Genomic DNA, 26,470 nt, shown 5'->3' with positions numbered 1-26,470 from the left:
TTATCATTGCAAATTCGCGAACCGTTGCAAATCCTCATTCCTTCCGATTACCACTAGCACGTCATCTTCTTCAATCATTTGGTCCGGAGGTGGGGAAATATGAATATTCCCTCTGCTGTTAATGGCAATTACACTTAAGTTAAATTTGGCGCGTAAATCCAACTCCTTGAGACTTTTTCCCGTCATGCTAGAGGGCACTTTAACTTCCTCGATGCTGTAGTCTTTCGCAAGCTCAATAAAATCAAGGACATTGGGCGACATAAGATGATGTGCGATGCGTTCTCCCATATCCCGCTCGGGAAAGACGACCCAATCCGCCCCTACTTTATATAAAACTTGGCCGTGACGCTTGCTGAGAGCTTTAGCGATCACTTGCCTGATCCCCAATTCTTTGAGAACAAGCACCGTCAAAATACTGGCTTGAATATCATTTCCAATCGCGACAATGACCGTATCGAAGTCACGAATGCCAACCGCTTTTAATGCCTCTTCTTCAGTAGAATCAGCAATAACCGCATGTGTAACACAATCTTTAAATTGTTCCACCCGTTCCTCATTGATATCTATTCCTAATACTTCATTGCCTGCTTCAAATAAAGTAGAAGCAATACTTGAACCAAATCTTCCTAAACCAATGACTGCATATTGCTTTTGCACCGGTGACACCTCCTTGCCATCAGCCAATCATAATTTTGCCCTTCGGATAGCGGAACGGATCCGGTTTTCTCCGCAATGTAACCGCATACGCAATCGTTAATGGGCCTAACCTGCCGGCAAACATCGTTAAAATAATGATGACTTTCCCAATAGGGGACAGCTCCGGTGTCAGCCCCATCGAAAGTCCGACCGTTCCAAACGCAGAAGTCACCTCAAACAAAATCATTAAAAAGTCTTTCCCTCGCTCTGTAATCGTTAATAACATCGTCACCGTGATCACAATGAATAAACCGCTAAATGTCACCGTCAACGCTTTATAAATCGTGTCATAGACAATGCGTTGTTTAAAGAAGACCACATCCTCTTTTCCTTTAATTTGCGACCAAACCGCTCCCAACAACGTCGCAAACGTCGTCGTTTTAATTCCTCCTCCAGTCGATCCGGGAGAAGCCCCAACAAACATTAAAAAGATAATGAAAAATAAAGTCGGCTGCGTTAAGTCGGGAATGTTTAACGTATTAGAGCCTGCTGTCCGAGGAGTAACCGCCTGAAATAATGAACCTAGAAATTTTCCAAGCGGAGACAATGGCTGCAACGTTTTCGGATTATTCAGCTCCAACAAAAATATTGCCAGTGTACTAAGTACAATTAATAACAAGCTTGTAAAAACAACGATTTTAGCATGCAGAGACAGACGGCGTGTCTCGCGATACTCATACACTTCATTCATTACAATAAAACCGATGCCGCCAAGCGTAATAAGCGCACATACAACAAGCGTAACGACCGGATCTTCTACATATCCGGTTAAACTTCTGAACTCGCCCATTATATCAAATCCTGCGTTATTAAAGTTGGAAATGGCGTGAAACAGTCCAAAATAAAGCGCCTTTAATAGCGGCATATCAAAAGAGAAACGAATTGCTAATAAAACAGCTCCAATGAACTCGATAATAACGGTAAAAATAAGAATTCGTTTGACAAGCCTTACAATTCCTTCAATCGTTAAATTGTTCAACGACTCTTGAAGCAGCAGCCGCTCTTTTAGAGAAATGCGTTTCCCTAGCAGAAAGGCAAAAAACGTCGCAAACGTCATAAAACCTAAACCGCCGACTTGAATTAAAGACAAAATCACTAATTGTCCAAACAACGTAAACGTCGTTCCTGTATCAACGACAACAAGACCAGTCACACATGTAGCTGATGTGGCGGTAAATAACGCATCCAGCCACGGGAGACCTTTTCCGTCATTTGTCGCGATCGGAAGTGTTAAAAGAATCGAACCAATGAAAATAATGACTGCAAATCCGCCGACTAACACTTTCGGAGGATCGAAATAATATTTTGTATTTTCATTCGGCATCACTATCTCCCCTTATCAGCATGTTTTTATCAACTCTTCAGTCCATCCTCCGTTTTTTATAGTATGGCTTGGAAAGCTTTTTTAATGCTCATGTAAAAAGGATTGGCATTAATAAATTGCCAATCCTTACCTCAGAAAATCATGAAAAACAGCGGAAGGTAAAACCTTATATTAGGAAAACCGTCTGACTCGGTTACCGATAATATAATTGAACTCATTGAAAAATACAGAAGCAAAAATAAAACGAACATATAAACAATGACAGCAAAAAAGCGATGGCGAAGCATACTCAACACCTTATTTCCTTATTTTAACAAATTGATCATTAGGATTCATCACTTCATGCGGAGTAGCGGAAATAGGAAATGAGATAACCGCAAACATATCCGGCAACGGCTACAATAAGAATATCCCCGCCATGTTGAACGAAAGCGGACTGGGAGAAGGGGGACTCCGGAAGAATAACACTGCGCAAAAACGGAATAAGTGCAAACATTTTAATTAATATCCAGTACATCATACAATACCAACTTGTCATGGTGGCATCATGGGCTAACTTTTTTTGCCGCTCATCACCTTTCGCCAGCTTGCTTTCATCTCCTGCCAGCGTATGAAACATAAAATGAAATCCCGTCGTTACAATGAGCATGATGACTACCGCTACCGCGAATGACATCCTTTTCACCTCATTTATACTTTCTCGCATAGAAAAATTCCGTTACAGGCCAAACAACAAATGTTAAACAAACAACAAGAAGCAGCGGAATATTTTTAATATCTTTTAAATCAAAGACTCCTTCAGATGCAAAAAGAATCGCTGCAGATAAAATCATTAAAACGAGATAAGCGATTTTGGCGCTTTGAGCCGTAATGTGCAGGTCTAATTCATCTTTCTCCTCTTTGCCTTGTGGATTGCCCCATGTTAGGGAATTAAATAAATAAGCGATGGCGATACTAGCGGCAAATATCGTGTTCCCATCTATTTCTCCAGCAGTAAACCATTTATATCCCCCAAAACCGATTACAAAAAACAGCAATATAGATGAGACGATAATACTTACCTTTTTCAATTTCATCCCTCCTACTTTTCATCTGGAAAAAATAACTCATCAACTTTCACACGTAATACTTTTGCCAACCGAAACGCCAGCTCTAACGTCGGATCATATTTGTTATTTTCAATCGCATTAATCGTCTGGCGGCTGACGCGGCACATTTCCGCCAACTTTCCTTGCGATAATCCTTGTTGCTCCCGCAATTCCTTTATCCGATTTTTCATTACAGTTCTACCGCCTGCCTTTATGCGTAAGTGTAAAAAAGTTTTTACACCTAAAATTTAACAAACCATTTTTTAGGTGTCAAATACTTTTTACACATTATGGACAATAAAAACACCGTAAGTTTCAAGCGTATCAGTCAATAAACTCAAAATTGCGGAGAAACGTTTAAGCCAATTTTTTGCAAAAAGCCATTTTTCAGCTTAACATGGAAGTGATATAAATTTCTCTCAAGGAGGGAGTACCTATGAACCGGTCAAGCCAGTTTGTTCAATATTTTTTAGCTCACCGCCATGTTACAATCGAACTTATTAACAAAATTGAAAAAGAACATTATGATTACAAACCAACGCCGACATCGATGTCTGCAAAAGAGTTAGTCACGCATATGCTTTTTACATTTTATAAATTTGCAAAAGTCGCAAAGAGCGGCGATCCAGCATTGTTCAGAGAAAAAATGGAGGAAACAGAAACTGATCTTCAGAAGCTTGCAGAAACATATACAGAAAAGACAAAAATCTTGCTGGAGTCCCTTACAGACGAAGATTTTGAGCGCACACTGGACTTAACGAAAATTTTTGGCGCGCAAATGTCTGTCGCACAATTTCTGCAATCTGCCATGGATCATGAAATCCATCATAAAGGACAGCTGTTCGTATACGTACGTGGAATGGGACATACGGAACTTCCTTTATTTGTTAAACGAGGCTAACAAAAAACCAGATGATTATCCAAACCGGATAGTCATCTGGTTCTTTGTTCCTCTTTATACACTCTTTTCCCGCGAACCGCAAAATAGATCATTGTTCCAAATACTACAACTAAGAAAATCGGAAGTGCATAAATTCCGAGCCCATCTGCTTTCCCGAAAGCAACTTGAGCCGTTCTCCAAACGCCGTATAAGAAAAAATAAATCATCTGCGTCTGCAGCCAGCTCAGACAAATCCGCCCATGAACATAAAGCCGCTGTTTTTGCTCTTCCGTCACATGATATGGGTAATTAAATGCGTCTGGAATTTGACTTAACAGCGTCGTTAAGATGAAAATTCCTAGTCCCGTAAAAGGCAGCACGAGGATAAAACCTTTTCCGCCAAATCCGTCCGCTTCTCCTTTAAAATTGAAATGACGAGGAATCGTTTCCGGCAGTTCGGACCAAATAAGCATGACATAAATAAACATCCCCGCAAGCCCTAAAATCGACATTGTAAAAAGAACTTTCTCTAATTTTGTTTTTTCTTTTATATTCACCGCCAAAGACTCCCCCGCTCAATAATTCGATTTACATTTATTATAATATAAAGTACGTTTTGATCGCTTTATTGTTTCATATTTTCGCTCACGATCCTTATCCGTATGATTATGATGCTGCCTATCTAGCCACAATGCTGATAGATGTCGTTAACAAAGTTTTTCTGATTTAGCTATGAAGTGACATTATTCATTCCAATAAAAAAGGGATGAAGGCTTGCCTCCCTTCATCCCTAAACGAATTTTTTCGTAAAGAACAAATGACTGTGTAGGATTGGTTTTATCCTTTTGCTTCTTAACTAGAATAAAATCGCATCAAGTGCGTATTGTCCAGGTCCGATAAGAGCAACACCAATCGCTACAACCAATAATATTAAATTGTATTCAAAGCCATTTTGCGTAACCCAGTATCCATTCGGACCATGAACCTTTACGATAGCAACGAGCATCGTAATGGCAATCAGAATACTTGCTACTGGAGTAAGGAAGCCTGCTGCGAATAGCGCTCCGCCAACAAACTCGCCCAATCCAGCTAAAAGTGCCATCGTTACACCCGGTTTTAGACCAATCGACTCCAGCCAGCCGCCTGTCCCCTTTAAGCCATAACCACCAAACCAGCCAAACAATTTTTGAGCACCATGCCCCATAAATGTTAATCCAATCACTAAGCGAATCATCAATAAGCCGATATCCATCATAATTGTCGCCCTCCTAAAGATGTTTTTTATAAATACGTCACAAATTCAGCAATGGGTTTGCGGTACCCTCTCGGTTTTCTGCTTTGAACCTTTTCTTTTCCTAATGCGATCATCATCACTGGTTCATACTGTTCGGAGATGTTCAATACTTGCTTTAGCTGCTCCGGATCAAATCCAATCATTGGGCAAGTGTCCCACCCTTTGCTTTTTGCTGCCATCATAAATAACATCGCAGATAAAGAGGCATTCCGAATGGCTTCATCCCGCTGAAACACTTCGCCTCTGCTTTCGTAAAAAGACACCGTATCCTGCACCATTTGCTCGAATTCTTGTTTGTTTAAAATTCCAAGCGCAAGAAGACCTTCATAAATGCGAGCAGCTTCTTGATAAGCTTTTTTATCACCTAAAACTACAATAACAGCTGAAGCCGTGGACACTTTATGTTGTCCATATGCCGCTTTTTTTACTTCTTCCTTTAGCTCGCGGTCAAGAACGACTAAATAGTTTGTATGCTGTAAGTTAAAAGCTGATGGAGCAAGTTTAACTAACTCAAAAATCTCATCAAGTTCTTTAGGGCTGATCGGATTGTTCTCAAGAAAGTTGCTTGCAGATCGCCGTTCTTTTACCAATTGCTCAAAACTTGTCATAATGACACCCCCTATTATTTCGATTTAAAATATAATTAATTCGAGATATTTTATAAAAGATGAGTGAACTCTTTTTCATCCGACATTGCTTCAAGGCTCTCTTTCATTCTTAGAAAATTCATTGATAAAATAACACCAATAATAGTATGCTAGTTTTTCCCAACGTTATTACACTCATCGATAATACTGTCACAAACGTCTCGTTATGTTTGATGGGTTAATCCTTAGCAAAGAAAACAGCAACCTCATTCTTTCGTTCTATATTATGCTTCATAAACACAGATAAGAACTAAACAATTTTTATACGTCTTGAAAAATATCTCGAATTAAATTATTATTAATTCAAGATAATGATAACGCAAACACTATTCTTTTGTCAACATCATTTGACCTAGGAAATGTTTATAAGCATGCTACAATCTAATGTCTCAACAGCTCTTTTACCTAACTTAAACGTTTTACTTATGTCGATTTTTCAATCTGAACTTACATAAAAAATTCGATGAAAGCAAAACTTCTTTTCAAACATGGTTATTTAAAAAATCCCTCCTTGATTAGTATGCTGACAAAGGAGGGATTTTTACGTTTCACTGATTTGGTGTACTTCACTTTTTCCGTGAAGAATTTGCTTTTATAAATAATTTAAGAAAGAATGCTTATATCTACTCTACCGATTCACTTTTCGCTAAACGCCATTTGTATGCCAATCAGTCCTAATAACAAACCTTTGATGATATTCATTCGCTTTGCTATGAACGAATTAGTAAGCAAAAAATGGCGCAGTTTCTCTGAAAACACGCTGACAGCGACAAAAATCACTAAAGCTTGAATGAGAAAAACAACTCCTAAAATGAACATCTGTAATGCAATATGTCCCATTGATTTATTCACAAATTGCGGCAGTAACGCTAAAAAGAACAACGATACTTTCGGATTCAGCAGATTCATGAGAATCCCTTTTTTATACAATGATTTATACTCTAAAGGCTTATGACGGTTGAATGTAAAGCCTGTCTCTTTTTCCGTAAATGATTGCCACGCTAAATATAGCAAATAAGCAGCACCGGCATATTTTACAACCGCAAAAGCCAAAGCCGATTGATAAATGACCGCCGAAATCCCAAGCGTTGCGGCCGTAATATGTACAATAAGCCCCGAACAAAGCCCCAGCGCCGTTGCGATTCCCGCTTTTTTATCTTGTGAAATACTTTGGGCAATCACAAACAGAATGTCCGGCCCGGGCATTAACGTCAGCAATACCGCCACTCCTAAAAAGGACATGACTAATGTGAAATCCATTGACAACGCCTCTCTTTTATAAATGTTATAGAAAAACTTCTTAAAATATCGGCATATAGCCTCACTTCCTGAATAATCGCATAAACTCAATTTCCAAAATTAGTTATTGTTAAAAATAGCATTTGAGATAAATAAATACCACAAGTGTATACTTTCAAAAAAACGCTTCCATCTAATAAAAATGCAAAAATTCTATATTTTTCTTTATTTTTTAAAAATTATCGAATTTTCAATAAAATCAAATCATTCCTCAAAAGATAAGTTTATCGGTTCATCAAGAATGTCATAGGCTATTTCGAGATTTGTAGTCGGTACACTTTTATCCACTTCTTCAAATTTAAATTGATCGACCCAAACATGTCCCTTGCCAGAGAGCAGAACGCCAAAAGAGATGAAGGCGCTGTTTTCCGGAACATCAAGGACAATCGAGTACAAGTTCCAATTCGTATCTTTCACAATGGGCCGGTCGCTCATGTTATCGAATTGAAGAACATCATTTAGAGAGTTATCGACTCTCATCCATAAGCCGCAAAAACCGTCCATATTTTTCGTTTTAACAAAAGCAGAGAGCTTTACTCGTTTCCCTAAAAATTTGTCTGCTTTGAACTGCTGCATCATTGTCGCGAATTCATCGGCTGATTGAACCGTTACAGATTTTAAATAGCCTGAGCATTTTCCTTGATGGACTTCTTTCGTATCAATCCCTATTTCATAATTAAATGGATGGCTTCCGCTCAAAAACCAGCCTTTTATTTTTTGCTGCTGTTTCATATTTTTCCCTCCATTTTTATGAATAATTGAGTTCATAATCCGGCGGTATTGCCCCGGCGGCATATGATAAACTTTCTTGAAAGCTCTTGTGAAAGATTCTTGCGCTCCAAAGCGAAAATGATAAGCAATGTTAATAATCGACTCATCCGTATAAAGCAGCATGCTGGCAGCCCCAGCCAGCCTTCTCATTCGCACGTAATCGCCAACTGTCATTCCGGTTTCCTTCTGAAAAATTCTAAGAAAATGGTACTTTGAGAAACCTGTATAGGAAGCTACACTTTCTAAAGTAAGAGATTCATGCAAGTGATCCTCAATATAATCAATCGCCTTCTGTAATATTTGTTGGTAATTCATCGTTCACCCCCCTTTGCTTATAGAGTACTAAACATGAAAAAGGAAATCTTGACTTTTTTTGCTAAAAATTCAGCTGACTCAATGATTTTAATAAAAGCTCCCAAAAAAGAAAAAGACCTGGATTTATCCAAGCCTTTACATAACGGATTCTCTTGTCCACAAATCCTTTATTTTTCTATTTTACCAATACACAAACATTATTTCATTTATCGCAGCATAAAAAAGAATGAAAGGTATAAGAACAACTGCGCGCACTTTTCAATCCTACAAAATTATCATATTTTTGATGTATAACCATGTATCTAAATCTAAACAAATACACTGACCAAAAATTTATGTTGTGATGCGAAATTTTTTATCCATCCATTTAGAAACGGCCAAAATGAGCAAGCCTAAAATGAGAAATACAACTCCGCCAGCTTCAATTCGATAACCAAATTCAGGAATCCATTTTGGAATAAAAACGAAACATGCAAAGACGATCACACCTGCTAAGCCGGCAATAAAAAAGTCTTTTACTTTATTGGACGTTGCAAAAACTGAGCGTTTTATCATAGATATAAAGACAGCTACTACTAATAAAATAATGACGGCTTCAATCAGAAAGATAGTAACGGCTGATCCAAGGTAAAGAGCATTATCCAAGTCAGTAAAAAATTCGGCAATCGTTTCGATCCCACCTTTTACAAGCGCCATCCAACCTGCTAGTTGGAAAATCAAATAACCGATAAAAAAGGCAGCGCTCATTCGTTTTTCTTTCGGCAATTGGCGGATTAGCTCATCACAATATGCCTTTGGATCGTCCCTGAATACTTCTTCAGCCGTTTTCCCGTTGCTTTGCGCCTCAAGCAGGTGGTCTAAAAGCTCGATCAGCAGCTCTTCACTTTGTTGCTCCGAAATGGTAAGATGCGAGCGAATATAAACAAGCATTTTATCATAGTACGCTTCATTATGCTCATTTAATTGCTTCCGCTTTTTATTATTGAGCTGAATCAAATCTTTAGTATTCATCCTTCATTCCCCCTATGCAAAATATGTTCAACAGGCTCTTTAATGCGTTCCCATTCCCGAACGAACTCCTGAAGTGCTTCTTCTCCATGCTTAGTCAGCCGATAATATTTCCGTTTCGGCCCAGCTGGCGAGTCCCGCATTTCCCCTTCAATCAACCCTCCTTTTTGCAGCCTCAACAAAATTGGATAAATCGACCCTTCGCTGACATCCTCTAATCCAAACTGCTGCAACTTCAAAGATAATTCATAGCCGTAAACATCTTCTTTCGCGATGATGGATAAGATACAGCCTTCCAAAATCCCTTTTAACAGTTGACTTCGCAGCGACATATCATCATACTCCTTATATATCTTGCTATACAAGATAGCTATGAAAACGAAACCTATCTTGTATTACAAGATAGGTTTATCTTTATTATATGATGACTGTTTTTTAATTTCAAGAAAATTATTACAAATGAACCTGATAGTGTTAAACATAAAAATGGTACTTGTACAGAACAGTCCTGTTTTTTCGTTTAATACGCATTCTGTGCTTAGACCTTTTCTATTCTAAGAGGCGTTTCACCTAATTGCTGATGAGTCTGCCTTAAAGGTCCAGGTTCAGCAGCCTCTAGTTCACCGTAGCCTAATACAAAGAGAGATGACTCAATATCGCTTAAAGGCAATGATTTAAGCCAGCTCCTCTCTTCTTTTATTAGAAATTAATCGTTTTTCATTCCTGTATAAAGCAAAATAGCATCTCTAAGAAATTTCGCTGCTCCAGGATGTGTTTTATCATAATAGGCTGTAAATCTTTCATCATCGACATACATCTGTGCGACCCCTGCATGCGCTTCCTTCGTGTAGCTATCCCAGAAATAGCTTAGCCATTGGCGATGCAGATCGGCAGCCTGCTGTGCTAATTCGCTTGCCGGGTCTCCCGTTAAGAACGCCTCGTTCAATACATCGAGAACTTCTTGTTCAAGCTTTTTCACCTGAGCATACTGCTCCTCTGTCATTTGTTTAAGTTTTTGATTGGATTTGTCAACTGTTTCGTCTCCATATTTTGCTCTTATTTCCTTGCCATATTTCTTTTCATTTTCATCAATCAGTTTTTGCTTAAAGCCTTCAAACTTTTCTTTATCGCTCATAGTCATTCTCCCTTCTTTCGCAGCTAATGTTTTATCAACATTGGCGATTAATAGATCCAATTGTTTACGTTTTGCCAGAAGCTTTTCCCGATGTTCTTTCAGTGCTTTGACGTCATCAAAGGATGGGGAGTTGACCATTTTTTTGATCGTTTCCAAATCTACCTCAAGTTCTCTGTAAAATAAAATTTGCTGGAGCTTATCAACCTCTGCCTGCCCATAGATGCGATACCCAGACGAATTGATTCTCGCCGGCTTAAGAATGCCAATTTCATCGTAATACCGCAACGTCCTCCCCGTAACCCCCGCCAATTTCGCGAGCTGATGCACTGTATATTCCACCCTCTCACCTCCTGACATTATCACTATAAACCTTTACGCAACGTTAATGTAAATAGGCCATTTATAAAAACTTTAGTTAAATAGAGTTTAAAAAATTGAATACAAATAAAGGGGCTGTCTAAAAAGTCCATTTTAGTTGAAAATCCGCCAAAATTAAAACCCAAAGAATGTTGATTTTACAGCATTCTTTGGGTTTGCTGTTTTTAGATTTCGGGATTAAATACTACTTTTCGGACAGCCCCTTTCACTTGTTGACAAGCCACCGAAAGCTTACTATTTTTATACGAAGGAATACCACGTTTTCTTCGATTTCGTAATCTATTACTTCTCTTCTTTATCTAGGTTGAGGATTGGTTCAATAAGACTCATTTGCATACATAGTTTAGCTATCGTTTCACCAATCCGCTATCACCTAAAACACGTAAGAACCTGTTTGCTACATCAAGCCATAGTCAGGATTTGTGCTTCCATCAGGATACTTCCCTGCCACAAATTAAGAATGCATAAGGAACAAACATAATATCTCCGATGTCCCCCGCCAGATGAATCATTCAAAATACTTGTACGACTATCATTATTAATTTTTATTTAAAACTTCCATTATACGTTTTCGAATATTTGACGCCACACGAACCGGGTCATCCATCTCAAAAATCACATACTTATATTTTTCATGCCCTTCCAACTCAATAATTACTAGAGGGACTCGGTTTTCATAGGAAAGAAAATACCACTCATCAGCATATTTAAAGCTTCCCTCAAAAATATGAAGGGCAGAAATAGATGTCCCTGGCATTCGAAGCATCCATTGTGGAGCGTCGAAATCATCAACATACACACTCTTTATGGTGTTATAAGGCATTTTTAACTTTAGTTTCAATGCAAAAAGAGCGGTTATTCCGTTTAATTTAAGAATGACACCTTCATCATCAAACTGTACTTCTCTTCCCATTTTCTCCCTCCTGAAGATTAAAAAACCAGCATAATTAAGACTTTTCAGTTAGACAAAAGAACGACCTATGCCGGAAAACGAAAACATCCTAAAAACCATGAGGAAAGCACCTTTTCTCTATCATTATATAGACGACCACCGTAACAATTAATGTTAGAAACTGAATTGAGTGACTAAGTTTAATATCATCATTTTCCTTCACCGGGAAGTAACCCTGTTTATGCAATTGCTAGTAAGATTTTGGCATTTTTCTATTTTTAATTTGGTCCTAATTATTTACTTTTCCAAAATATCATTGATTAACTCCTCAAGTTCTTTTTTCTTATCGATATGTGACAGCACCGCTTGAATAAGGCTCCGCCGTGGCACAGACGACTGTAATTCGTCCTTAAGAAAAGAAAGCAATTCCTTTTGCCCTTCATTTGCAGTTTGTTCCAGCAAACCAATTTTTTTCATAAGAGAAGCCTTTTTCTCTTTTCGTTTCAACGATGACTCCGGTTCCAGTCTTTTTAAAAGATCCAGTTGAAATAATTGATCATTCGTACGTACGACGTCAGAAGCGATCGTCTCGATCCTTCTTATCGCATAAGAAATCATATGGCTGATTTCTACTTCTGCTTCCGCATGAACGGCAAAATAAATCGTATTTTGCACCATGCCATGCAGTAAAACGGCCAAATCAACAGAATATGGACGCACTTGTTCGCCAAACACTTCTACAATTCGCTTTTGTATCCAGCGAAGCTCGTCAAAATAATGTTGCTGTACGATTTTTTTGAGATCTTCGTCCTCTGAGACAAGCACCTCATGAAATAAAGCAAACAGCTTATTTTCTTTGCTAATTTCCATTTTTACTTTGATTTGTTCAATAAAAGCTTTTTGATCGTCGACGGGCCTTCCCGCCAGCACTTCCATCCTGCGCTGCTCTGTTTCCATATTAATTTTTTCAAAAATGCTAATCAAAATCTCTTTTTTAGATGGAAAATAATTATAAAAAGTACCTTTCGATATACCGCTTTTATCTAAAATATCTTGAACAGATGTCTTCATAAATCCTTTTTCAACAAATAAATCATGCGCTGCTTTCATTACTTGTTTCTTCCGTTCATTCAATATACTTTCCCCCATTATTGAACGATGAGTATAAAAAAATGAAATGTTTGTTGATTTTTTTATACTATCAGTATATATTATTAATGCCACTGTAACAACAGTATATTATTTTATACACATAGTATAGGAGGTTGCTGATTTGAACACTCAAGGAATATTAGAAAAGCCGCCTTATGCGGTAATTGCGATTTTATTTACTGGCGCTTTTGTTTCACTTATTAATGAAACCCTTTTAAATGTCGCTCTTCCTTCAATTATGAAAGATTTTGAAGTATCCCCTTCTACCGTACAGTGGTTGTCTACAGGATACATGCTGATTAACGGGATCTTGATTCCTGCAAGCGCCTTTTTTCTGCAAAAATTTTCGAACCGGCAGTTATTTATTACAGCAATGTCATTATTTACGGCAGGGACCGTTTTGGCCGCTTTTTCACCGACATTTTGGGTTTTGCTTGTTGCCCGAATGATTCAGGCAGCTGGTTCAGCAATCATGGCTCCGTTATTAATGAATGTGATTCTCGTCTCTTTTCCGGTGGAACGCCGTGGTACGGCAATGGGGGTTTTCGGGCTTGTTATGATTACCGCTCCTGCCATCGGACCGACATTATCTGGCTGGCTTATTGAACATTACTCTTGGCGCACATTATTTGAACTTGTCATCCCGATTGCCGCCTTTACGTTAGTGCTTGCGATATTCAAATTAAAAAATATTTTACCGCAGAAAAAAATTACATTAGATATATTTTCGCTTATTTTATCAAGTATCGGATTCGGAGGAATTTTGTACGGATTCAGCTCCGCAGGTGAAAAAGGATGGGACTCCGTTCATGTCTATGCGCCGATTATTGTCGGCACAGCGAGTCTCATACTATTTATTTTACGGCAGTTGAAATTAGAAGAGCCTCTTTTAGAATTCCGTATTTACAAATATCCGATGTTTGCCTTATCATCGGCTATTTCCATCGTCATATCTATGGCAATGTTTTCGGCCATGCTGCTCATGCCGATTTACATCCAGACTATCCGCAGCATCTCCCCTTTTCATTCAGGGCTTTTAATGCTACCTGGTGCCATTGTGATGGGGATTATGTCGCCGATTACCGGGCGGTTATTTGATAAATTCGGAGCGCGGATTCTTGCGGTTATTGGGTTGTCGATTACCATTTATACGACTTATTTATTCAGTCATTTAACGATGGAAACATCATATGAATATTTAATGTTTTTATACGCATTGCGTATGTTTGGAATGTCGATGGTTATGATGCCGGTTATGACAAACGGAATCAATCAGCTTCCGCAAAGCATGAATCCACACGCTACAGCGATGAACAACACATTACAGCAAGTTTCAGGCGCAGTCGGCTCCGCATTTCTTGTCACATTAATGCAAAACCGAACGGAGGCCGAAGCAGAACGATTGGCTAAGGAAGCAGCCAGCGATCCTGCTGTGATGGCAGATCCTAATGCAATGAATGATATAATGAATCAAGCTATGCTGAACGGCATTAATTTTTCCTTTAAAATATCCGTGTTAATTGCGCTCGTTGCTCTCGTTCTCGCATTCTTTATTAAACGGGTCAAACCCGAGACAGAAGCGGATTTAAGAAAATCAGCTTCATAAATTTAAAAACTCTGTGATTCAACAGCTATACTATCGGCCATTCTAAGTGTTCTGCCATCCTTGATATTGCAGAAATTCTCATATGAATAATAAATTAGAATTTCTTTAACATGTTTACCGAGAAGTCTCCCACCTCTAAGCGAAGTGTAGGTGGGAGAGGTTCATTTCTATTTTTCACGTTTACCAACAATATCACCTCACAAAAAAACACACGTTCGGAGTCCTTCCTTTACTCCATAACGTGTGTTTTTTTAAACAGATTTTCTTTGGAAGTATAAAAATCCGGCAAGGAAAAATAATACAAAACTTCCCCCTACCACAGTCAATACTTGCTCCCATGGAACGAAAAATACACTGTCCGTCTGTCCATCTACATACATCATCGAAAATGGTTGAGCCCATGGATAGTATGGTCCAAAACGATCAGAATTTACGGCTAATATCGTTGGTAATGTAAAGACAACATTGACGGTAAACGGAGCAGCAAAGCTCTTCCACATGATAGACATCCACAATTGCAAAGCAACTAACGGGAAGGTCGCAATCCATCCCCCTAAAATCGCTTTCCAAACAATCACCATTGGAAAAGGGTCTGTATACCCTTTGACCATTCCGACTATAAAAATGGCGCCAAGATATAATAACTGGATCACAAGTACGATGATCATTAATAATGTATATTTTGCAATAAATACCCTGCCTCTAGTAACTGGCATCGCTAAAAGCTGTTTCCATCCCCCAGCTTGGTGTTCATACCGGCAAATTAAACCGGCTAATACACCCAGTAAAGCATACGTTAAATTCATTAAGAATAGTGTTTTATACCAATCATTGATTTCCACATCAACATTCATGAAATTAGAAGTTAATCCGATAAAAAGTCCAAGCAATGGTCCTGCAAAGATCATGGACATAATTTTTGATTTTCGCAATTTATACCATTCTGATTGGATAATAGAAATTAACACTTATTTCACATCCCTTCTCGTAAAATCGATCATGCCAACTATATATAACAAAAATCCTACCCCGATACCGAGCAAAACATTAAAGATCGGCTCATTCCATTCATTCCTTAATGTCGGCCTATTGTCATTTGCAGGAAAACGTCTTCTTAAGATATTCTTCTTTCTTTAACATATTCTCCACATCCACTTTAATTTAAAATGTTTTTGAAATTACTTTTCAATATATCATTAACTATGGGGAATTAAGTTTTCTCCATTTTTAATTTTATCTATTACTAATTCCAAACCTTCTTGTAATTCAGCCGGACATACAAATTCTTTAGAAATGTGAATCTCTCTCGGCACTGAATCTACTAACCTTTTTCTTAAATTCAAGTATTGAAAGCAGCTTTCTTCTAATGAAAGACCTTTTGTAATACCCATTTCTTCCAACTGATGTTTCATAAACTATTTAAACTGATTTATTAAATCTATCCTTATGTCATATGAATACAGCATTAAACATCCCCTTAAAACAAAACATCCGTTCGCTTATTTTAATTATAAGCGAACGGATGCTAAATGTTCAAATTTTTAAACAACTATTTTATTTTTTAAACGACTTTATTATTCGTGAACAGACACAGCCTTTCTAAAACAGCTGATTATTCCACCGTCACTGATTTCGCTAAGTTGCGTGGTTTGTCAACATCGCAGCCGCGGTGTAATGCAGCGTAGTAAGCGATGAGCTGCAATGGCACAACGGAAACAAGCGGCGTTAACATTGGGTGAACCGCTGGGATGACGTAACGGTCTTCTTCTGTCTCCAAGCCTCTCATTGAGATAATGCAAGGGTTCGCACCGCGGGCAACGACTTCTTTCACATTACCGCGAATGCTTAAGTTCACGTGCTCTTGCGTTGCCAAAGCGATGACCGGCGTACCCTCTTCGATTAACGCGATTGTACCGTGCTTCAATTCACCGCCGGCAAAGCCTTCCGCTTGAATGTAAGAAATTTCTTTTAGCTTTAATGCACCTTCAAGGCCGACGTAGAAGTCTACCGCACGGCCGATGAAGAAGCAGTTGCGTGTTGTTGCTAAATATTCGTGCGCGATGGTTTCCATTTCTTCTTTTGCATCGCAAAGCATTTCCATGACGTTCGCGATAATGCCGAGCTCTTTCACAAGGTCAAAATCAAGCTCAATCCCTTTTGCTTTGGCCGTTACTGTCGCTAAAATCGCCAACACCGCAATTTGTGCCGTATATGCTTTTGTTGATGCCACCGCAATTTCTGGACCGGCATGAAGCAATAACGTATAATCCGCTTCGCGGGAAAGCGTAGAACCAGGCACGTTTGTAATCGTTAAAGCTTTATAGCCCATTTCCTTCGTCTGTACAAGTACAGCACGGCTGTCTGCTGTTTCACCGCTTTGTGAAATAAAGATAAACAGCGGTTTTTCAGATAGTAATGGCATATTGTATGAGAACTCGCTCGCCACATGAACTTCCACAGGAATTTTTGTCCATGTTTCAAGTAGTTGCTTGCCCACTAATCCTGCGTGGTAACTTGTACCGCACGCAATAATATATAACCGATCCGCTTCTAACACTGCATTAACAATCTCAGGATCAACCGTTAATGCTCCTGTTCCATCTTGATACTTTTGAATAATACGGCGCATCACAAGCGGCTGCTCATCAATTTCTTTTAACATATAATGCGGATATGTTCCTTTTTCAATGTCGCTTGCGTCCAACTCTGCTGTGTATGGATCACGGTCAATTATGTTGCCGTCTAATTTCTTAATCGTCACTGAATCTTTTGTGACAATCACCATTTCTTTATCCATTAGCTCGACGTATTGGTTTGTCACTTGCAGCATCGCCATCGCATCGCTTGCGACAACGTTGAAGCCGTCTCCAAGACCGACAAGCAACGGACTTTTATTTTTAGCCACGTAAATAACATCTTTGTTCTCGGCATCGATTAAGGCAATCGCATAAGAACCTTTTAAAAGCGTTAATGTTTGCCGAAATGCTTCCTCTACGTCCAAACCGTTATTTACAAACTTCTCAACGAGCTGCACAATAACTTCTGTATCCGTATCACTTTTTAATTCAACATTTTCCAAATAGTCACGTTTTAAAATCGCATAGTTTTCGATCACACCGTTATGAACAAGCGTAAAGCGGCCTGAAGCGCTTTGATGCGGATGTGCGTTCACACGGCTTGGCGCGCCATGTGTTGCCCAGCGCGTATGACCAATGCCCACTGGCGCTTCCACATCCGGATTGACAACTTCACGTAAGTCTGCAATACGGCCTTTTTCTTTAAAAACGTGTACTCCGTTCCCGTTTAACAAAGCAATTCCGGCTGAATCATAACCGCGATACTCTAATTTTTCAAGCCCGCGCAATAAAATTTCTTTTGAATTTTGTTCTCCGATATAGCCAACAATTCCACACATCGACACATTCCTCCCTATTTTTCAAGCGAGGCTGCCTAAAAGGGTGTGAAGACCCCTCGAATCATCACAATATCTTAACCGATCTATTTATATTGTAGCTGAGGGGTCTGTCCCCTCTGTTTTAGACAGACTCCCTTAATATGAATGAACGTTGCGATTAAATCCTTTCCTTTGTCCAAAGAGTCGCCTCTTTGTTTTAAGAAAGGACTTGCGGCTGTAATCGCGGCAACCGGGAGGCATCCGCCGAACGCTCGATAAACCTCCTCCTCGTCAACTAAGCTTTCTTCCGAGCAAAGCTTAGTCCAGGCGCTTTATAAAATGAATTCTTCTCCTACCCACCTTTCCATCTTGAATAGCAACAACGTTAATATTACAGCAGCTTATTAAGAAACGTCAACTACAAATATATTTATAAAATAAAAATATGCATAAGTGGGATGTTCTGTTCCACTTATGCATAGATTGTTTATAAGAAGAATAAATTATTCAGCTCCCATTTCTTCTTTTACCACTGCAACAATTCTCTCTACATATTCTTTGCATAACTCCTCTGTCGGAGCTTCGGCCATGACACGGACAAGCGGTTCTGTTCCTGACGGGCGAACAAGAACGCGGCCATTTCCGTTCATTTCTGCTTCTACCGCTTGAATCACTTCTCTTACTTTCTCATTTTCCATTACTTTATGCTTATCCGTTACTTTAACGTTCACAAGAAGCTGCGGATACTTCGGCATTTCGCCCGCCAATTGCGAAAGCGGCTTTTGGGTGATTTTCATGATGTTGACAAGTTGCAAAGCCGTTAACAAACCGTCACCTGTCGTATTGTAGTCAAGGAAAATGATATGGCCGGACTGTTCCCCGCCTAAGTTATAGCCGTTTTTCTTCATTTCTTCGACGACATAACGGTCGCCGACTGCTGTTTGTACGCTTTGAATTCCTTGTGCCTCTAATGCTTTATAAAAACCGAGATTGCTCATGACCGTTGAAACAACGGTTTGATGTTTTAAACGCCCCGTCTCCTTCAAATACTTCGCGCAAATATACATAATTTGGTCGCCATCAACAATATTGCCGTTTTCATCAACCGCAATTAAACGGTCGCCGTCACCGTCAAATGCAAGTCCGACATCTGCTTCTTTTTCTTTTACAAATGCCGCTAACGCTTCCGGATGTGTTGAGCCGACGCCATCGTTAATATTAATTCCGTTTGGCGATGCTCCCATTGTTAAAACATCTGCTTCTAAGTCAGCAAATAAGTGAGTAGCCAGTGAAGAAGTTGCTCCGTGAGCGCAGTCAAGGGCAATGCGCAATCCTGAGAAATCCTCTTCGATCGTCTGTTTTAAGTATTGTAAATATTTTTGTCCGCCTTCAAAGTAATCATTTACTTGCCCTAAATCTTTGCCGATTGGTCTCGGTAACGTATCTTCCGGGCTGTCTAACAATTCCTCAATTTCTCTTTCCTGTTCATCGGAAAGCTTGAATCCATCCGGTCCAAAAAACTTAATCCCGTTATCTTGCACAGGGTTATGCGAAGCGGAAATCATAACTCCCGCTTGTGCTCCTAACGCTTTTGTCAAGTAAGCTACACCCGGAGTGGAAATGACCCCAAGCCGCATAACCTCTGCTCCAATAGAAAGCAATCCGGCTACTAATGCTCCTTCAAGCATATGTCCTGAAATGCGTGTATCACGGCCGATTAATACTTTTGGACGTTCCTTATCCTTTGTTAACACATAACCGCCGCAACGGCCGATTTTAAACGCCAGCTCCGGCGTCAGCTCGCTATTGGCAACTCCACGTACACCGTCAGTACCAAAATACTTACCCATTATCTGTATCTCTCCTTTATTCTTTTTCCGTAATTTTCACTTTCACTTTATCTTGAGATAAACGCCATGTTATATTTTGCGGTCCATTTACTTCAACCGCTACTTCATGTTCTCCAATACCTAGTTCATTTACATTGATATATAAATCAATGTCATCTGGGTTTATGCTGTTGAGTATGCTTGATGCACCGTAAGCCGCTATATCAAGTTTCCCTGTTTCTGGATTTAAAAACTGAAGCAAATATGGATCACCTAATCCTAAAATATCAATTGGTACTTGAGAAAATGTTTTTGTCTGTTCCTCCTGTACATCAATATGGATGTTAATTTTTTCTGGATCAATCGCTTTAACTCCTTCTGGAAGCGGAACTTTCACTTCTAATGTCGTATCTTTCGTAATTTCATCTAAATTGATCGTAATCCCATCGATAAATTCAATTTGTTCAATTTTGTCTTTCGGCCCAAAAATCGTTACTTCATTTGGGACTGCTTCGATTTTAACAATGCTTAAACCTTCTTTCAATTTGCCCGTCCGATTAATTTTAAACGGAACTGACTTGCTTGGGCTTTTTACTGGCACGGTTATATCTACAACAGAAGGCTCCACTTCGACATCGAGTTCCTTTCCGTCTTTATCATAAACGATCACACGCGATTCTTGTTCAACCGTTTCTTTTGCTCCTTCCAAATTCACTCTTGCTTTTATAAGAGCCACCCTTTCAACTAATTCTTTAGCGCCTGTCACCGTGACTAAGTTCGGTTTTACAATTGGCTGCTCGATCGAGTAGCCGGCTGCTATTTTATTTTTATGAATGAAATCCACTTCAACAGGAAAATCTTTAGAAACTTTTTCGTCGATCACTACATTCACTACAGCCGGCTCTATCGTTACCTTGAGTTTGTCCGATATATTTCTATATTTTAAAGGAATGGTGTGTCTTCCTAATTCTAAATCGGTTAAATCTGCATAAATCTCAAAATCTCGTTGAAGCTTCGTTGGTTTTAAAATACTTGCAGGCCCTTCCAATGTTACATTGACAAACTTCGGAATGCCGGAGACGACTAAATTTTCTTTATCATAATAAACAACAACCGGTATGTCTGTCACTGTTTCTTCACTCGTTGTTCCTACGGAGTTGCGCGTTAAGCTCCCCGATTTCGTCTCTTTTTCAATGTTTACAGACATATATAGCATAAGCGCCATCAACAACGAAAAAACCTTTATAAACCAATGGTTATTCATTAACTTATCCATTTTTCTTCCCCCTCCATTGCCAACGAGATGAGGAAGTTGCCTTCACTGCTGTTTTCAATTCTCTTGTCAGCAATTCACGAAATTGTTCTGACGTTAAATCGCGATGCAGTTCGCCATTTTTCGTCACGGAAATGGCTCCGGTTTCCTCTGATACGACAACGGTCACACTATCTGTCACTTCGCTAATGCCTAGTGCTGCACGATGTCGTGTTCCCAATTCTTTCGAGATAAAAGGACTTTCCGATAATGGCAAATAACACGCTGCAGCAGCAACTTGATTTTTCTGAATGATAACCGCTCCATCATGAAGAGGGGTATTAGGTATAAAAATATTAATTAATAATTCCGAAGAAATATGTGCATTTAAAGGAATACCTGTCTCGATATAATCGCCCATGCCTGTTTCTCGTTCGACCGATATGAGAGCACCAATTCTTCGTTTCGCCATATATTCGGTAGCTTTAATAATTGCTTCAATCGTTTTTGTCTGTTCTTCTTCCTCAGGCACGCTGCTTCTTGAGAACAGCTTTCCCCGTCCTAACTGCTCAAGCGCCCGCCGCAATTCTGGCTGGAAAATAATAATAATCGCTAAAAAGCCCCACGTTAACGCTTGGTCCATTAACCATTGCAACGTGCTGAACCCTAAAAAATTACTTACAATTCGAATGAGTACAATTAAAATAATTCCTTTTAAAAGCTGAACGGCTTTCGTTCCGCGAATAATCATAATCAATTTATAAATAACGAACCAAACGAGGAGTATATCAACAACTTTCGCCAAATAACTTAAGATTGGGAGCTCTCCAAAAGGCATTCTCACACTTCCTTTGTTGTTCTAATTCCTATACGTTGTATTTAAACAACTCTTTTATTATATCATTAAGTAAAAAAGCCATCAAAAAGACGGCTTTGTTATTCGGGTTCAAAAGTTTTCAATGTATCTTTCATCACAGCTTTTATGTTATACCAAATCCAATCAAATATCTCATTAATTTCTTCAATTTCTCCCGTCACTTGACCGGCAGAAGCAAGATGTTTTTCCCCGTGAATGACTGTTACGTTCCCGTTCACTTTCCCTTCAATTTTGATCGAACCATTCCGGACTACAATATCTCCATTAACGACTTCTCCTTCTGGCACAATAACTGTATTGCCTTTAATCATTACATTTTCCTTTGTTGAGACGGAAAATTGCTGCTCTCCATTCCATGTCGTAAACAAACTTCCCATCATTAAAGCAAAAAATAAAGACGCCGCTGTAATCATTGGGTGCTTTTTTAACCATCTGCTTAAGCGAACGGTTTTCCTTTCTTTCGGTAGTCGTGCCATTACTTTCGCTGTAAAATCGTCAGAAGGTACAAGATGCGAAGAATGCTGAATGAAAGCAACCGTCTTTTTTAAATCATTAAAATGTTGGCTGCATTTCGCGCATTCATGCAAATGCTCCCGCAAAATAAGTTCATCCTCGGGACTAATCTCCTCATCTAAATAGTTGTGCATTAACTCAATCATGTTAGATGGACATTTCTTCATTTTCCTTCACCCTCTCATAAATGTCCCAATTGCTTTCTTAATGCTTCCCGTCCGCGATGAATTCTTGTCTTTACTGTTCCTACAGGCAAATCGAGAATTTCGCTAATTTCTTGCAATGATAGTTCCTCAATATATTTTAAAACAATAACACTCCGATACTTTTCCGGTAATTTTAATATCGCTTTTTGGACAATCTCTTGCAGCTCTAAACTTTCTAATGTATCCTCTGGCGAAGCGTCTGTTGAGGCTAGCTGCGAGTACATCGTCAAGCCGTCTGTGCCTCTGACTTCTGCATCCAGGTAAAAATCTGGTTTTTTCTTGCGAATTCGATCAATCGATAAGTTGGTAGCAATGCGATAAAGCCAAGAAGAAAATTTCATATCAGGATTATATGTGTGGATATTGATATAGGCACGAATAAATGCTTCTTGAGCAACATCTTCTGCTTCATGACGATTTCCAAGCATTCGATAGCATAGTTGATATACTTTGTTTTTGTAAATTTCAACAATTTCAGCATACGCATTTTGATCGCCTTTTTTTATCGCTTTAATCCGATTTTTTACCAGTGATTCCATATTTATAGTATACCTCCGCCCTACTGCGGCTAATTTCTTAATACGAATCAAAACAAAAAAAGTTCCACCATTTATTGTAACAAAAAACAGCAGCCTAATCATTAGGTCTGCTGCTTTTTATAAAAGAGAATTCCTCTGTCATTCATATTCACATTTTAAGGTATTCCGTATCTATACAAAAGTTTTCATCTTTTTATAAACTATACCAGTTTTTCTCCAAATAATGAGCCCATAAGTGCAACAGCCACTGAGGCTGTCTTATTTCGTTCATCGAGAATCGGATTAACCTCAACAAACTCAGCAGAAGTAATCATTTCTGCCTCTGCAAGCATTTCCATGGCTAAATGGCTTTCTCTATAGGTCAGTCCGCCAATAACAGGCGTCCCTACTCCAGGGGCATCATGAGGGTCTAATCCGTCTAAATCTAATGATAAATGCACACCATCTGTCCGTTCCTTTAAATAAGCAATCGTCTCCTCCATTACTTTTGTCATTCCGAGACGGTCTATCTCATGCATCGTGTATACTTTAATCCCTTTTTCTTTAATGAGCTGTTTCTCTCCCTCGTCCAATGAACGAGCCCCAATTAGAACAATATTCTCTGGTTTTACTTTTGGACTATAGCCGCCTATGTTTGTTAAAGCTGGATGCCCCAGCCCTAAGCTGGCAGCCAGCGGCATACCATGAATATTTCCCGAAGGCGATGTTTCCGCTGTATTTAAATCTCCGTGGGCATCATACCAAATAACGCCTAAATTTTTATAATGTTTCGCAACACCCGCTAACGTTCCAATCGCAATACTGTGGTCGCCACCTAAAACTAACGGAAAATGACCCTTTTTCACTACTTCATCAACAACTTCGGCTAACTTTTCATTCGCCTCAGCAACCGCTTTCAAATTTCGTAAATTTACATGAACATCAGGATCTCCGGCCCTTTCTGCTCTACCGATAGAAATATCTCCTAAATCTTCAATCTCATAATGTAAACGTTCTAAACGTTCTATAACACCCGCATAGCGGATAGCGCTTGGTCCCATATCTACCCCGCGGCGTGTTTGTCCTAAATCCATAGGAACGCCGATGATGGAAATCTTTTTCATAAATCCTCTCCTTCCCCTCATATTGCTTATATTTTACCGAATAATAAATTGTTGACTCAACTCAACAATTTTTTGAATATTTATTCTATTTTAAAAAAACAGAAGCAGATGCCTAACACCAAAGGAAAATGTTGATTGTTTCACCGAGGGGGAAGTTATTTTCCAAAAAAAAACGTTATAAGCCGAGCTAGACAATAACGTAAAATTTCATCAGAGGAAATTTTCTTCATCAATATTGATATTAATAAACTTCAACGCAAATCAATATACAACGAGCGAGCTAATCTTTATATATAAGTTCCGAGCGAAAACCCGACATAAATAAGGAGTTTAGGTTCGGGAAAAAGAGTAGTTAAGATGTTTTATATATTTCGGAAAATCAATCTTGTTGGATTATTAAGTTCAAAAACAGGCCTATTCTATACTTTTTTGATTGTTTTTAACCCGATTTTCGGTAATAATATCCTGTATTGCTCATATAAGAAGCCCGAATCGTGAACGGATATGTTCTAGATTCGGGCTTCCATAACAGCTGCTTCTTTTCTCATTTGGATAAATACTAAAGTATCTGACATACAAAGTTCCAACTTTTTTAGAGCTAGAACTTCTCTAGATGTAAATAGTCATGCAGCGCATCTGGTACTAGGACTATTTAAAATAATTAAGAATCGGCTCTAACAAACCAGTAAATTTAAGTGTTAGAAAGACTATGCAAAATATGGTGAACGCTATATTCAATTTGCTGAGGAAGCTTTTTTCTTTCTTATCATTTCTACTTACATCAGTCATGATAATTTCTCCTTTTATGATATAAATTATATATTAATTTTCATACTTCTATACAACATTCCAATTACCATTACCAATACAACTAACATGACGAAGCTGGCATGATTGGATAAATAGTTTACTTCTAGAATCCGTCTTAGATATTCGTACAAGATACAGAAACAAATGAGTAGAGGGATATTCCAAACAAAAGAAAAATAAATGACTACTTTTGCGATTGATCCTTTATAACGATATCCTCGAGAATCTTTATTACTCTTTCGAATTATACGCGCTGCCATGACTCTTGAAGAGATATATGTAAAAATGAAGAGTTGGATAATACCATATACATAGTATTCCAATGGAACGGATTCTATGACGCATACAATTGAAATATACGAGCTCGTAATAAGAAACGAAAGGATGTGCAGAAGCCGACTTCTGCTTTGAAATAATTCTTCTATATTAAAAGGAATGGAAAACAATAAATCAGAATGATGGTAATCATCAGATTGAAGAATACTTAATGTCATGCCTGTAATGATAAGAGCAAAAATCTGAATAAAAACTGTTAACAATATCCCTGATGAAGCAAATTGATTTTTAATTTCTAAAACGCTTGTAAATAGAATAGGCGTAACATACACAGAAAATAATTTTGGTGATCTTATAAGATATAATATATCTTTTTTTAAAAAAGCATTTCGAAAAAATCGATGGATGTAATTAGAAATCTTAGCTGAATAAAATGATTTTTCTAAATCGCGTGAGGAAACAGTCAATAGTCCTCTTCGATAACAACTAGCTGTTAAAAAATACGCGAAAGGAAAAAAAGAAAGGCATTGATTATCACCATTATCATAAATATACCAGCATCCATCATGGATAGTTCGTTTGCTAATAGATATTGTGGATATTTGAAGAGAACATAAAATAGACTTCCATATAATTCATTCTGTCCTACAAAAAAGGATTTGTAATTACTTTGAAAAACGATGATCGCGATAACGCCCACGGAAACTGCAGTCATCACCGAATAAGCGACTGTCTTCAAACTTTTTCCTTTCGATATCATATAAGCAATGGCAAAAAGGATATGAGCTACTGTACTAAAAAATATAGATGTAGAAATGACTTGTGGAAACGTAATGAGAACCATACTTATATCAATGATCCCAGCAAAGTAAGTGGCTGTTACAATGGGAATGAGAAAAAGAACATTAATAAATAGTACTTCTAGAGCGACCACAAAAAATCTTGAAAGAATAATATGAGAACTTTTTACAGGGGCTATAAGCAAAATCTCGCGTTCTACAGAGAGAAAATACTCCTTGTAATACTTTTTTATAGAGGACGATAATGAAATAATACATAGAAACGCATACAATCCAAGAATATATTTATTCACCCGTGGTGCTAGATAAAATCAAACAAGCATAAAAATAGCCCTTGCATGAAGGATCTCCTTTAAAATGAAAGTGCTACCAAACATTTAAAAGGA

26 protein-coding genes and 1 pseudogene are annotated in these 26,470 nt (G+C 38.5%); 2 read left to right on the top strand and 25 right to left on the bottom strand.

Features of this window, described 5'->3' with window-relative positions; genetic code table 11:
* Window positions 1-3: 3 nt before the first annotated feature.
* The 5 genes from B0I26_RS15295 to B0I26_RS15275 all read right to left on the bottom strand — a co-directional run bounded on the left by B0I26_RS15295 (window position 4) and on the right by B0I26_RS15275 (window position 3,299).
* Entirely contained in the window at window positions 4-657 is a 654-nt protein-coding gene (locus B0I26_RS15295; protein ID WP_111646281.1) for a potassium channel family protein, read from the bottom strand.
* 19 nt (window positions 658-676) lie between these two features.
* The gene (locus B0I26_RS15290) at window positions 677-2,020 is read right to left on the bottom strand and encodes a TrkH family potassium uptake protein (protein WP_111646280.1); all 1,344 of its coding nucleotides are present in this window, start codon (window positions 2,018-2,020) and stop codon (window positions 677-679) included.
* A 340-nt stretch (window positions 2,021-2,360) separates the two neighbouring features.
* Entirely contained in the window at window positions 2,361-2,696 is a 336-nt protein-coding gene (locus B0I26_RS15285) for a hypothetical protein (protein ID WP_111646279.1), read from the bottom strand.
* A 10-nt stretch (window positions 2,697-2,706) separates the two neighbouring features.
* Window positions 2,707-3,090: a hypothetical protein gene (locus B0I26_RS15280; RefSeq protein ID WP_220084985.1), complete on the bottom strand. Its 384-nt coding sequence runs from the start codon at window positions 3,088-3,090 to the stop codon at window positions 2,707-2,709.
* Between the two features lie 11 nt (window positions 3,091-3,101).
* Window positions 3,102-3,299, bottom strand: a complete 198-nt coding sequence (locus B0I26_RS15275) for a helix-turn-helix transcriptional regulator (protein ID WP_111646277.1) — start codon at window positions 3,297-3,299, stop codon at window positions 3,102-3,104.
* Between the two features lie 245 nt (window positions 3,300-3,544).
* Between B0I26_RS15275 and B0I26_RS15270 the strand changes: the two genes are divergently transcribed.
* Window positions 3,545-4,009 (top strand): DinB family protein, encoded by a 465-nt coding sequence (locus B0I26_RS15270; RefSeq protein ID WP_111646276.1) that lies wholly within the window; start codon window positions 3,545-3,547, stop codon window positions 4,007-4,009.
* 32 nt (window positions 4,010-4,041) lie between these two features.
* Here the strand turns inward: B0I26_RS15270 and B0I26_RS15265 are convergent, their stop codons facing one another.
* From B0I26_RS15265 to B0I26_RS15215, 10 genes are all read right to left on the bottom strand, one after another.
* Window positions 4,042-4,545, bottom strand: a complete 504-nt coding sequence (locus B0I26_RS15265) for a DUF1648 domain-containing protein (RefSeq protein WP_245934811.1) — start codon at window positions 4,543-4,545, stop codon at window positions 4,042-4,044.
* A gap of 299 nt (window positions 4,546-4,844) precedes the next feature.
* Window positions 4,845-5,243 carry a DoxX family protein gene (locus B0I26_RS15260; protein WP_111646275.1) on the bottom strand — a complete coding sequence of 133 codons (399 nt, stop codon included), beginning with the start codon at window positions 5,241-5,243 and terminating at the stop codon, window positions 4,845-4,847.
* A 26-nt stretch (window positions 5,244-5,269) separates the two neighbouring features.
* Window positions 5,270-5,890, bottom strand: coding sequence for a nitroreductase family protein (locus B0I26_RS15255; RefSeq protein ID WP_111646274.1), 621 nt, complete (start codon window positions 5,888-5,890; stop codon window positions 5,270-5,272).
* A 675-nt stretch (window positions 5,891-6,565) separates the two neighbouring features.
* Entirely contained in the window at window positions 6,566-7,189 is a 624-nt protein-coding gene (locus B0I26_RS15250) for a LysE family translocator (protein WP_111646273.1), read from the bottom strand.
* A gap of 243 nt (window positions 7,190-7,432) precedes the next feature.
* The gene (locus B0I26_RS15245; protein WP_111646272.1) at window positions 7,433-8,314 is read right to left on the bottom strand and encodes a helix-turn-helix domain-containing protein; all 882 of its coding nucleotides are present in this window, start codon (window positions 8,312-8,314) and stop codon (window positions 7,433-7,435) included.
* A gap of 333 nt (window positions 8,315-8,647) precedes the next feature.
* Window positions 8,648-9,325, bottom strand: coding sequence for a DUF1129 family protein (locus B0I26_RS15235; RefSeq protein WP_111646270.1), 678 nt, complete (start codon window positions 9,323-9,325; stop codon window positions 8,648-8,650).
* Window positions 9,322-9,654, bottom strand: a complete 333-nt coding sequence (locus tag B0I26_RS15230; protein ID WP_111646269.1) for a PadR family transcriptional regulator — start codon at window positions 9,652-9,654, stop codon at window positions 9,322-9,324. The genes B0I26_RS15235 and B0I26_RS15230 overlap by 4 nt, the downstream gene beginning before the upstream one ends.
* Window positions 9,655-10,028: 374 nt before the next feature.
* A complete protein-coding gene (locus B0I26_RS15225; protein WP_111646268.1) occupies window positions 10,029-10,796 on the bottom strand; it encodes a MerR family transcriptional regulator in 768 nt (255 codons plus the stop codon).
* Between the two features lie 577 nt (window positions 10,797-11,373).
* The gene (locus tag B0I26_RS15220; protein WP_111646267.1) at window positions 11,374-11,748 is read right to left on the bottom strand and encodes a hypothetical protein; all 375 of its coding nucleotides are present in this window, start codon (window positions 11,746-11,748) and stop codon (window positions 11,374-11,376) included.
* 276 nt (window positions 11,749-12,024) lie between these two features.
* Window positions 12,025-12,861, bottom strand: a complete 837-nt coding sequence (locus B0I26_RS15215) for a TetR/AcrR family transcriptional regulator (RefSeq protein ID WP_181502933.1) — start codon at window positions 12,859-12,861, stop codon at window positions 12,025-12,027.
* 139 nt (window positions 12,862-13,000) lie between these two features.
* Between B0I26_RS15215 and B0I26_RS15210 the strand changes: the two genes are divergently transcribed.
* The gene (locus B0I26_RS15210; protein ID WP_111646265.1) at window positions 13,001-14,485 is read left to right on the top strand and encodes a DHA2 family efflux MFS transporter permease subunit; all 1,485 of its coding nucleotides are present in this window, start codon (window positions 13,001-13,003) and stop codon (window positions 14,483-14,485) included.
* Window positions 14,486-14,736: 251 nt separating this feature from the next.
* On the opposite strand, the gene B0I26_RS15205 is transcribed toward B0I26_RS15210, so the two are convergent.
* From B0I26_RS15205 to B0I26_RS19045, 10 genes and pseudogenes are all read right to left on the bottom strand, one after another.
* Window positions 14,737-15,453, bottom strand: coding sequence for an ABC transporter permease (locus tag B0I26_RS15205; RefSeq protein WP_281268720.1), 717 nt, complete (start codon window positions 15,451-15,453; stop codon window positions 14,737-14,739).
* A gap of 228 nt (window positions 15,454-15,681) precedes the next feature.
* Entirely contained in the window at window positions 15,682-15,897 is a 216-nt protein-coding gene (locus tag B0I26_RS15195) for a hypothetical protein (protein ID WP_111646264.1), read from the bottom strand.
* Window positions 15,898-16,097: 200 nt separating this feature from the next.
* On the bottom strand, window positions 16,098-17,900 hold the full coding sequence (glmS, locus tag B0I26_RS15190) for a glutamine--fructose-6-phosphate transaminase (isomerizing) (RefSeq protein ID WP_111646263.1): 1,803 nt from the start codon (window positions 17,898-17,900) through the stop codon (window positions 16,098-16,100).
* 482 nt (window positions 17,901-18,382) lie between these two features.
* Window positions 18,383-19,729: a phosphoglucosamine mutase gene (gene glmM / locus B0I26_RS15185; RefSeq protein ID WP_111646262.1), complete on the bottom strand. Its 1,347-nt coding sequence runs from the start codon at window positions 19,727-19,729 to the stop codon at window positions 18,383-18,385.
* Between the two features lie 16 nt (window positions 19,730-19,745).
* Entirely contained in the window at window positions 19,746-20,984 is a 1,239-nt protein-coding gene (locus B0I26_RS15180; RefSeq protein WP_111646261.1) for a CdaR family protein, read from the bottom strand.
* Complete coding sequence (cdaA, locus tag B0I26_RS15175) at window positions 20,977-21,798, bottom strand: diadenylate cyclase CdaA (RefSeq protein ID WP_111646260.1); 822 nt, start codon at window positions 21,796-21,798, stop codon at window positions 20,977-20,979. The genes B0I26_RS15180 and cdaA overlap by 8 nt, the downstream gene beginning before the upstream one ends.
* A gap of 98 nt (window positions 21,799-21,896) precedes the next feature.
* Window positions 21,897-22,517 (bottom strand): anti-sigma factor family protein, encoded by a 621-nt coding sequence (locus tag B0I26_RS15170; RefSeq protein WP_111646259.1) that lies wholly within the window; start codon window positions 22,515-22,517, stop codon window positions 21,897-21,899.
* 14 nt (window positions 22,518-22,531) lie between these two features.
* On the bottom strand, window positions 22,532-23,095 hold the full coding sequence (gene sigW, locus B0I26_RS15165) for an RNA polymerase sigma factor SigW (protein ID WP_111646258.1): 564 nt from the start codon (window positions 23,093-23,095) through the stop codon (window positions 22,532-22,534).
* Window positions 23,096-23,295: 200 nt separating this feature from the next.
* Entirely contained in the window at window positions 23,296-24,198 is a 903-nt protein-coding gene (rocF, locus tag B0I26_RS15160) for an arginase (protein WP_111646257.1), read from the bottom strand.
* Between the two features lie 815 nt (window positions 24,199-25,013).
* A pseudogene (locus B0I26_RS19045) lies at window positions 25,014-26,377 on the bottom strand (elicitor-associated permease-like protein).
* Between the last annotated feature and the right edge of the window lie 93 nt (window positions 26,378-26,470).

Source organism: Paranoxybacillus vitaminiphilus (genome assembly GCF_003259935.1).
Classification (GTDB): domain Bacteria; phylum Bacillota; class Bacilli; order Bacillales; family Anoxybacillaceae; genus Paranoxybacillus; species Paranoxybacillus vitaminiphilus.
Note: the sequence above shows the minus strand (reverse complement) of the source record. Positions and strands in the feature narration are given on the sequence as shown.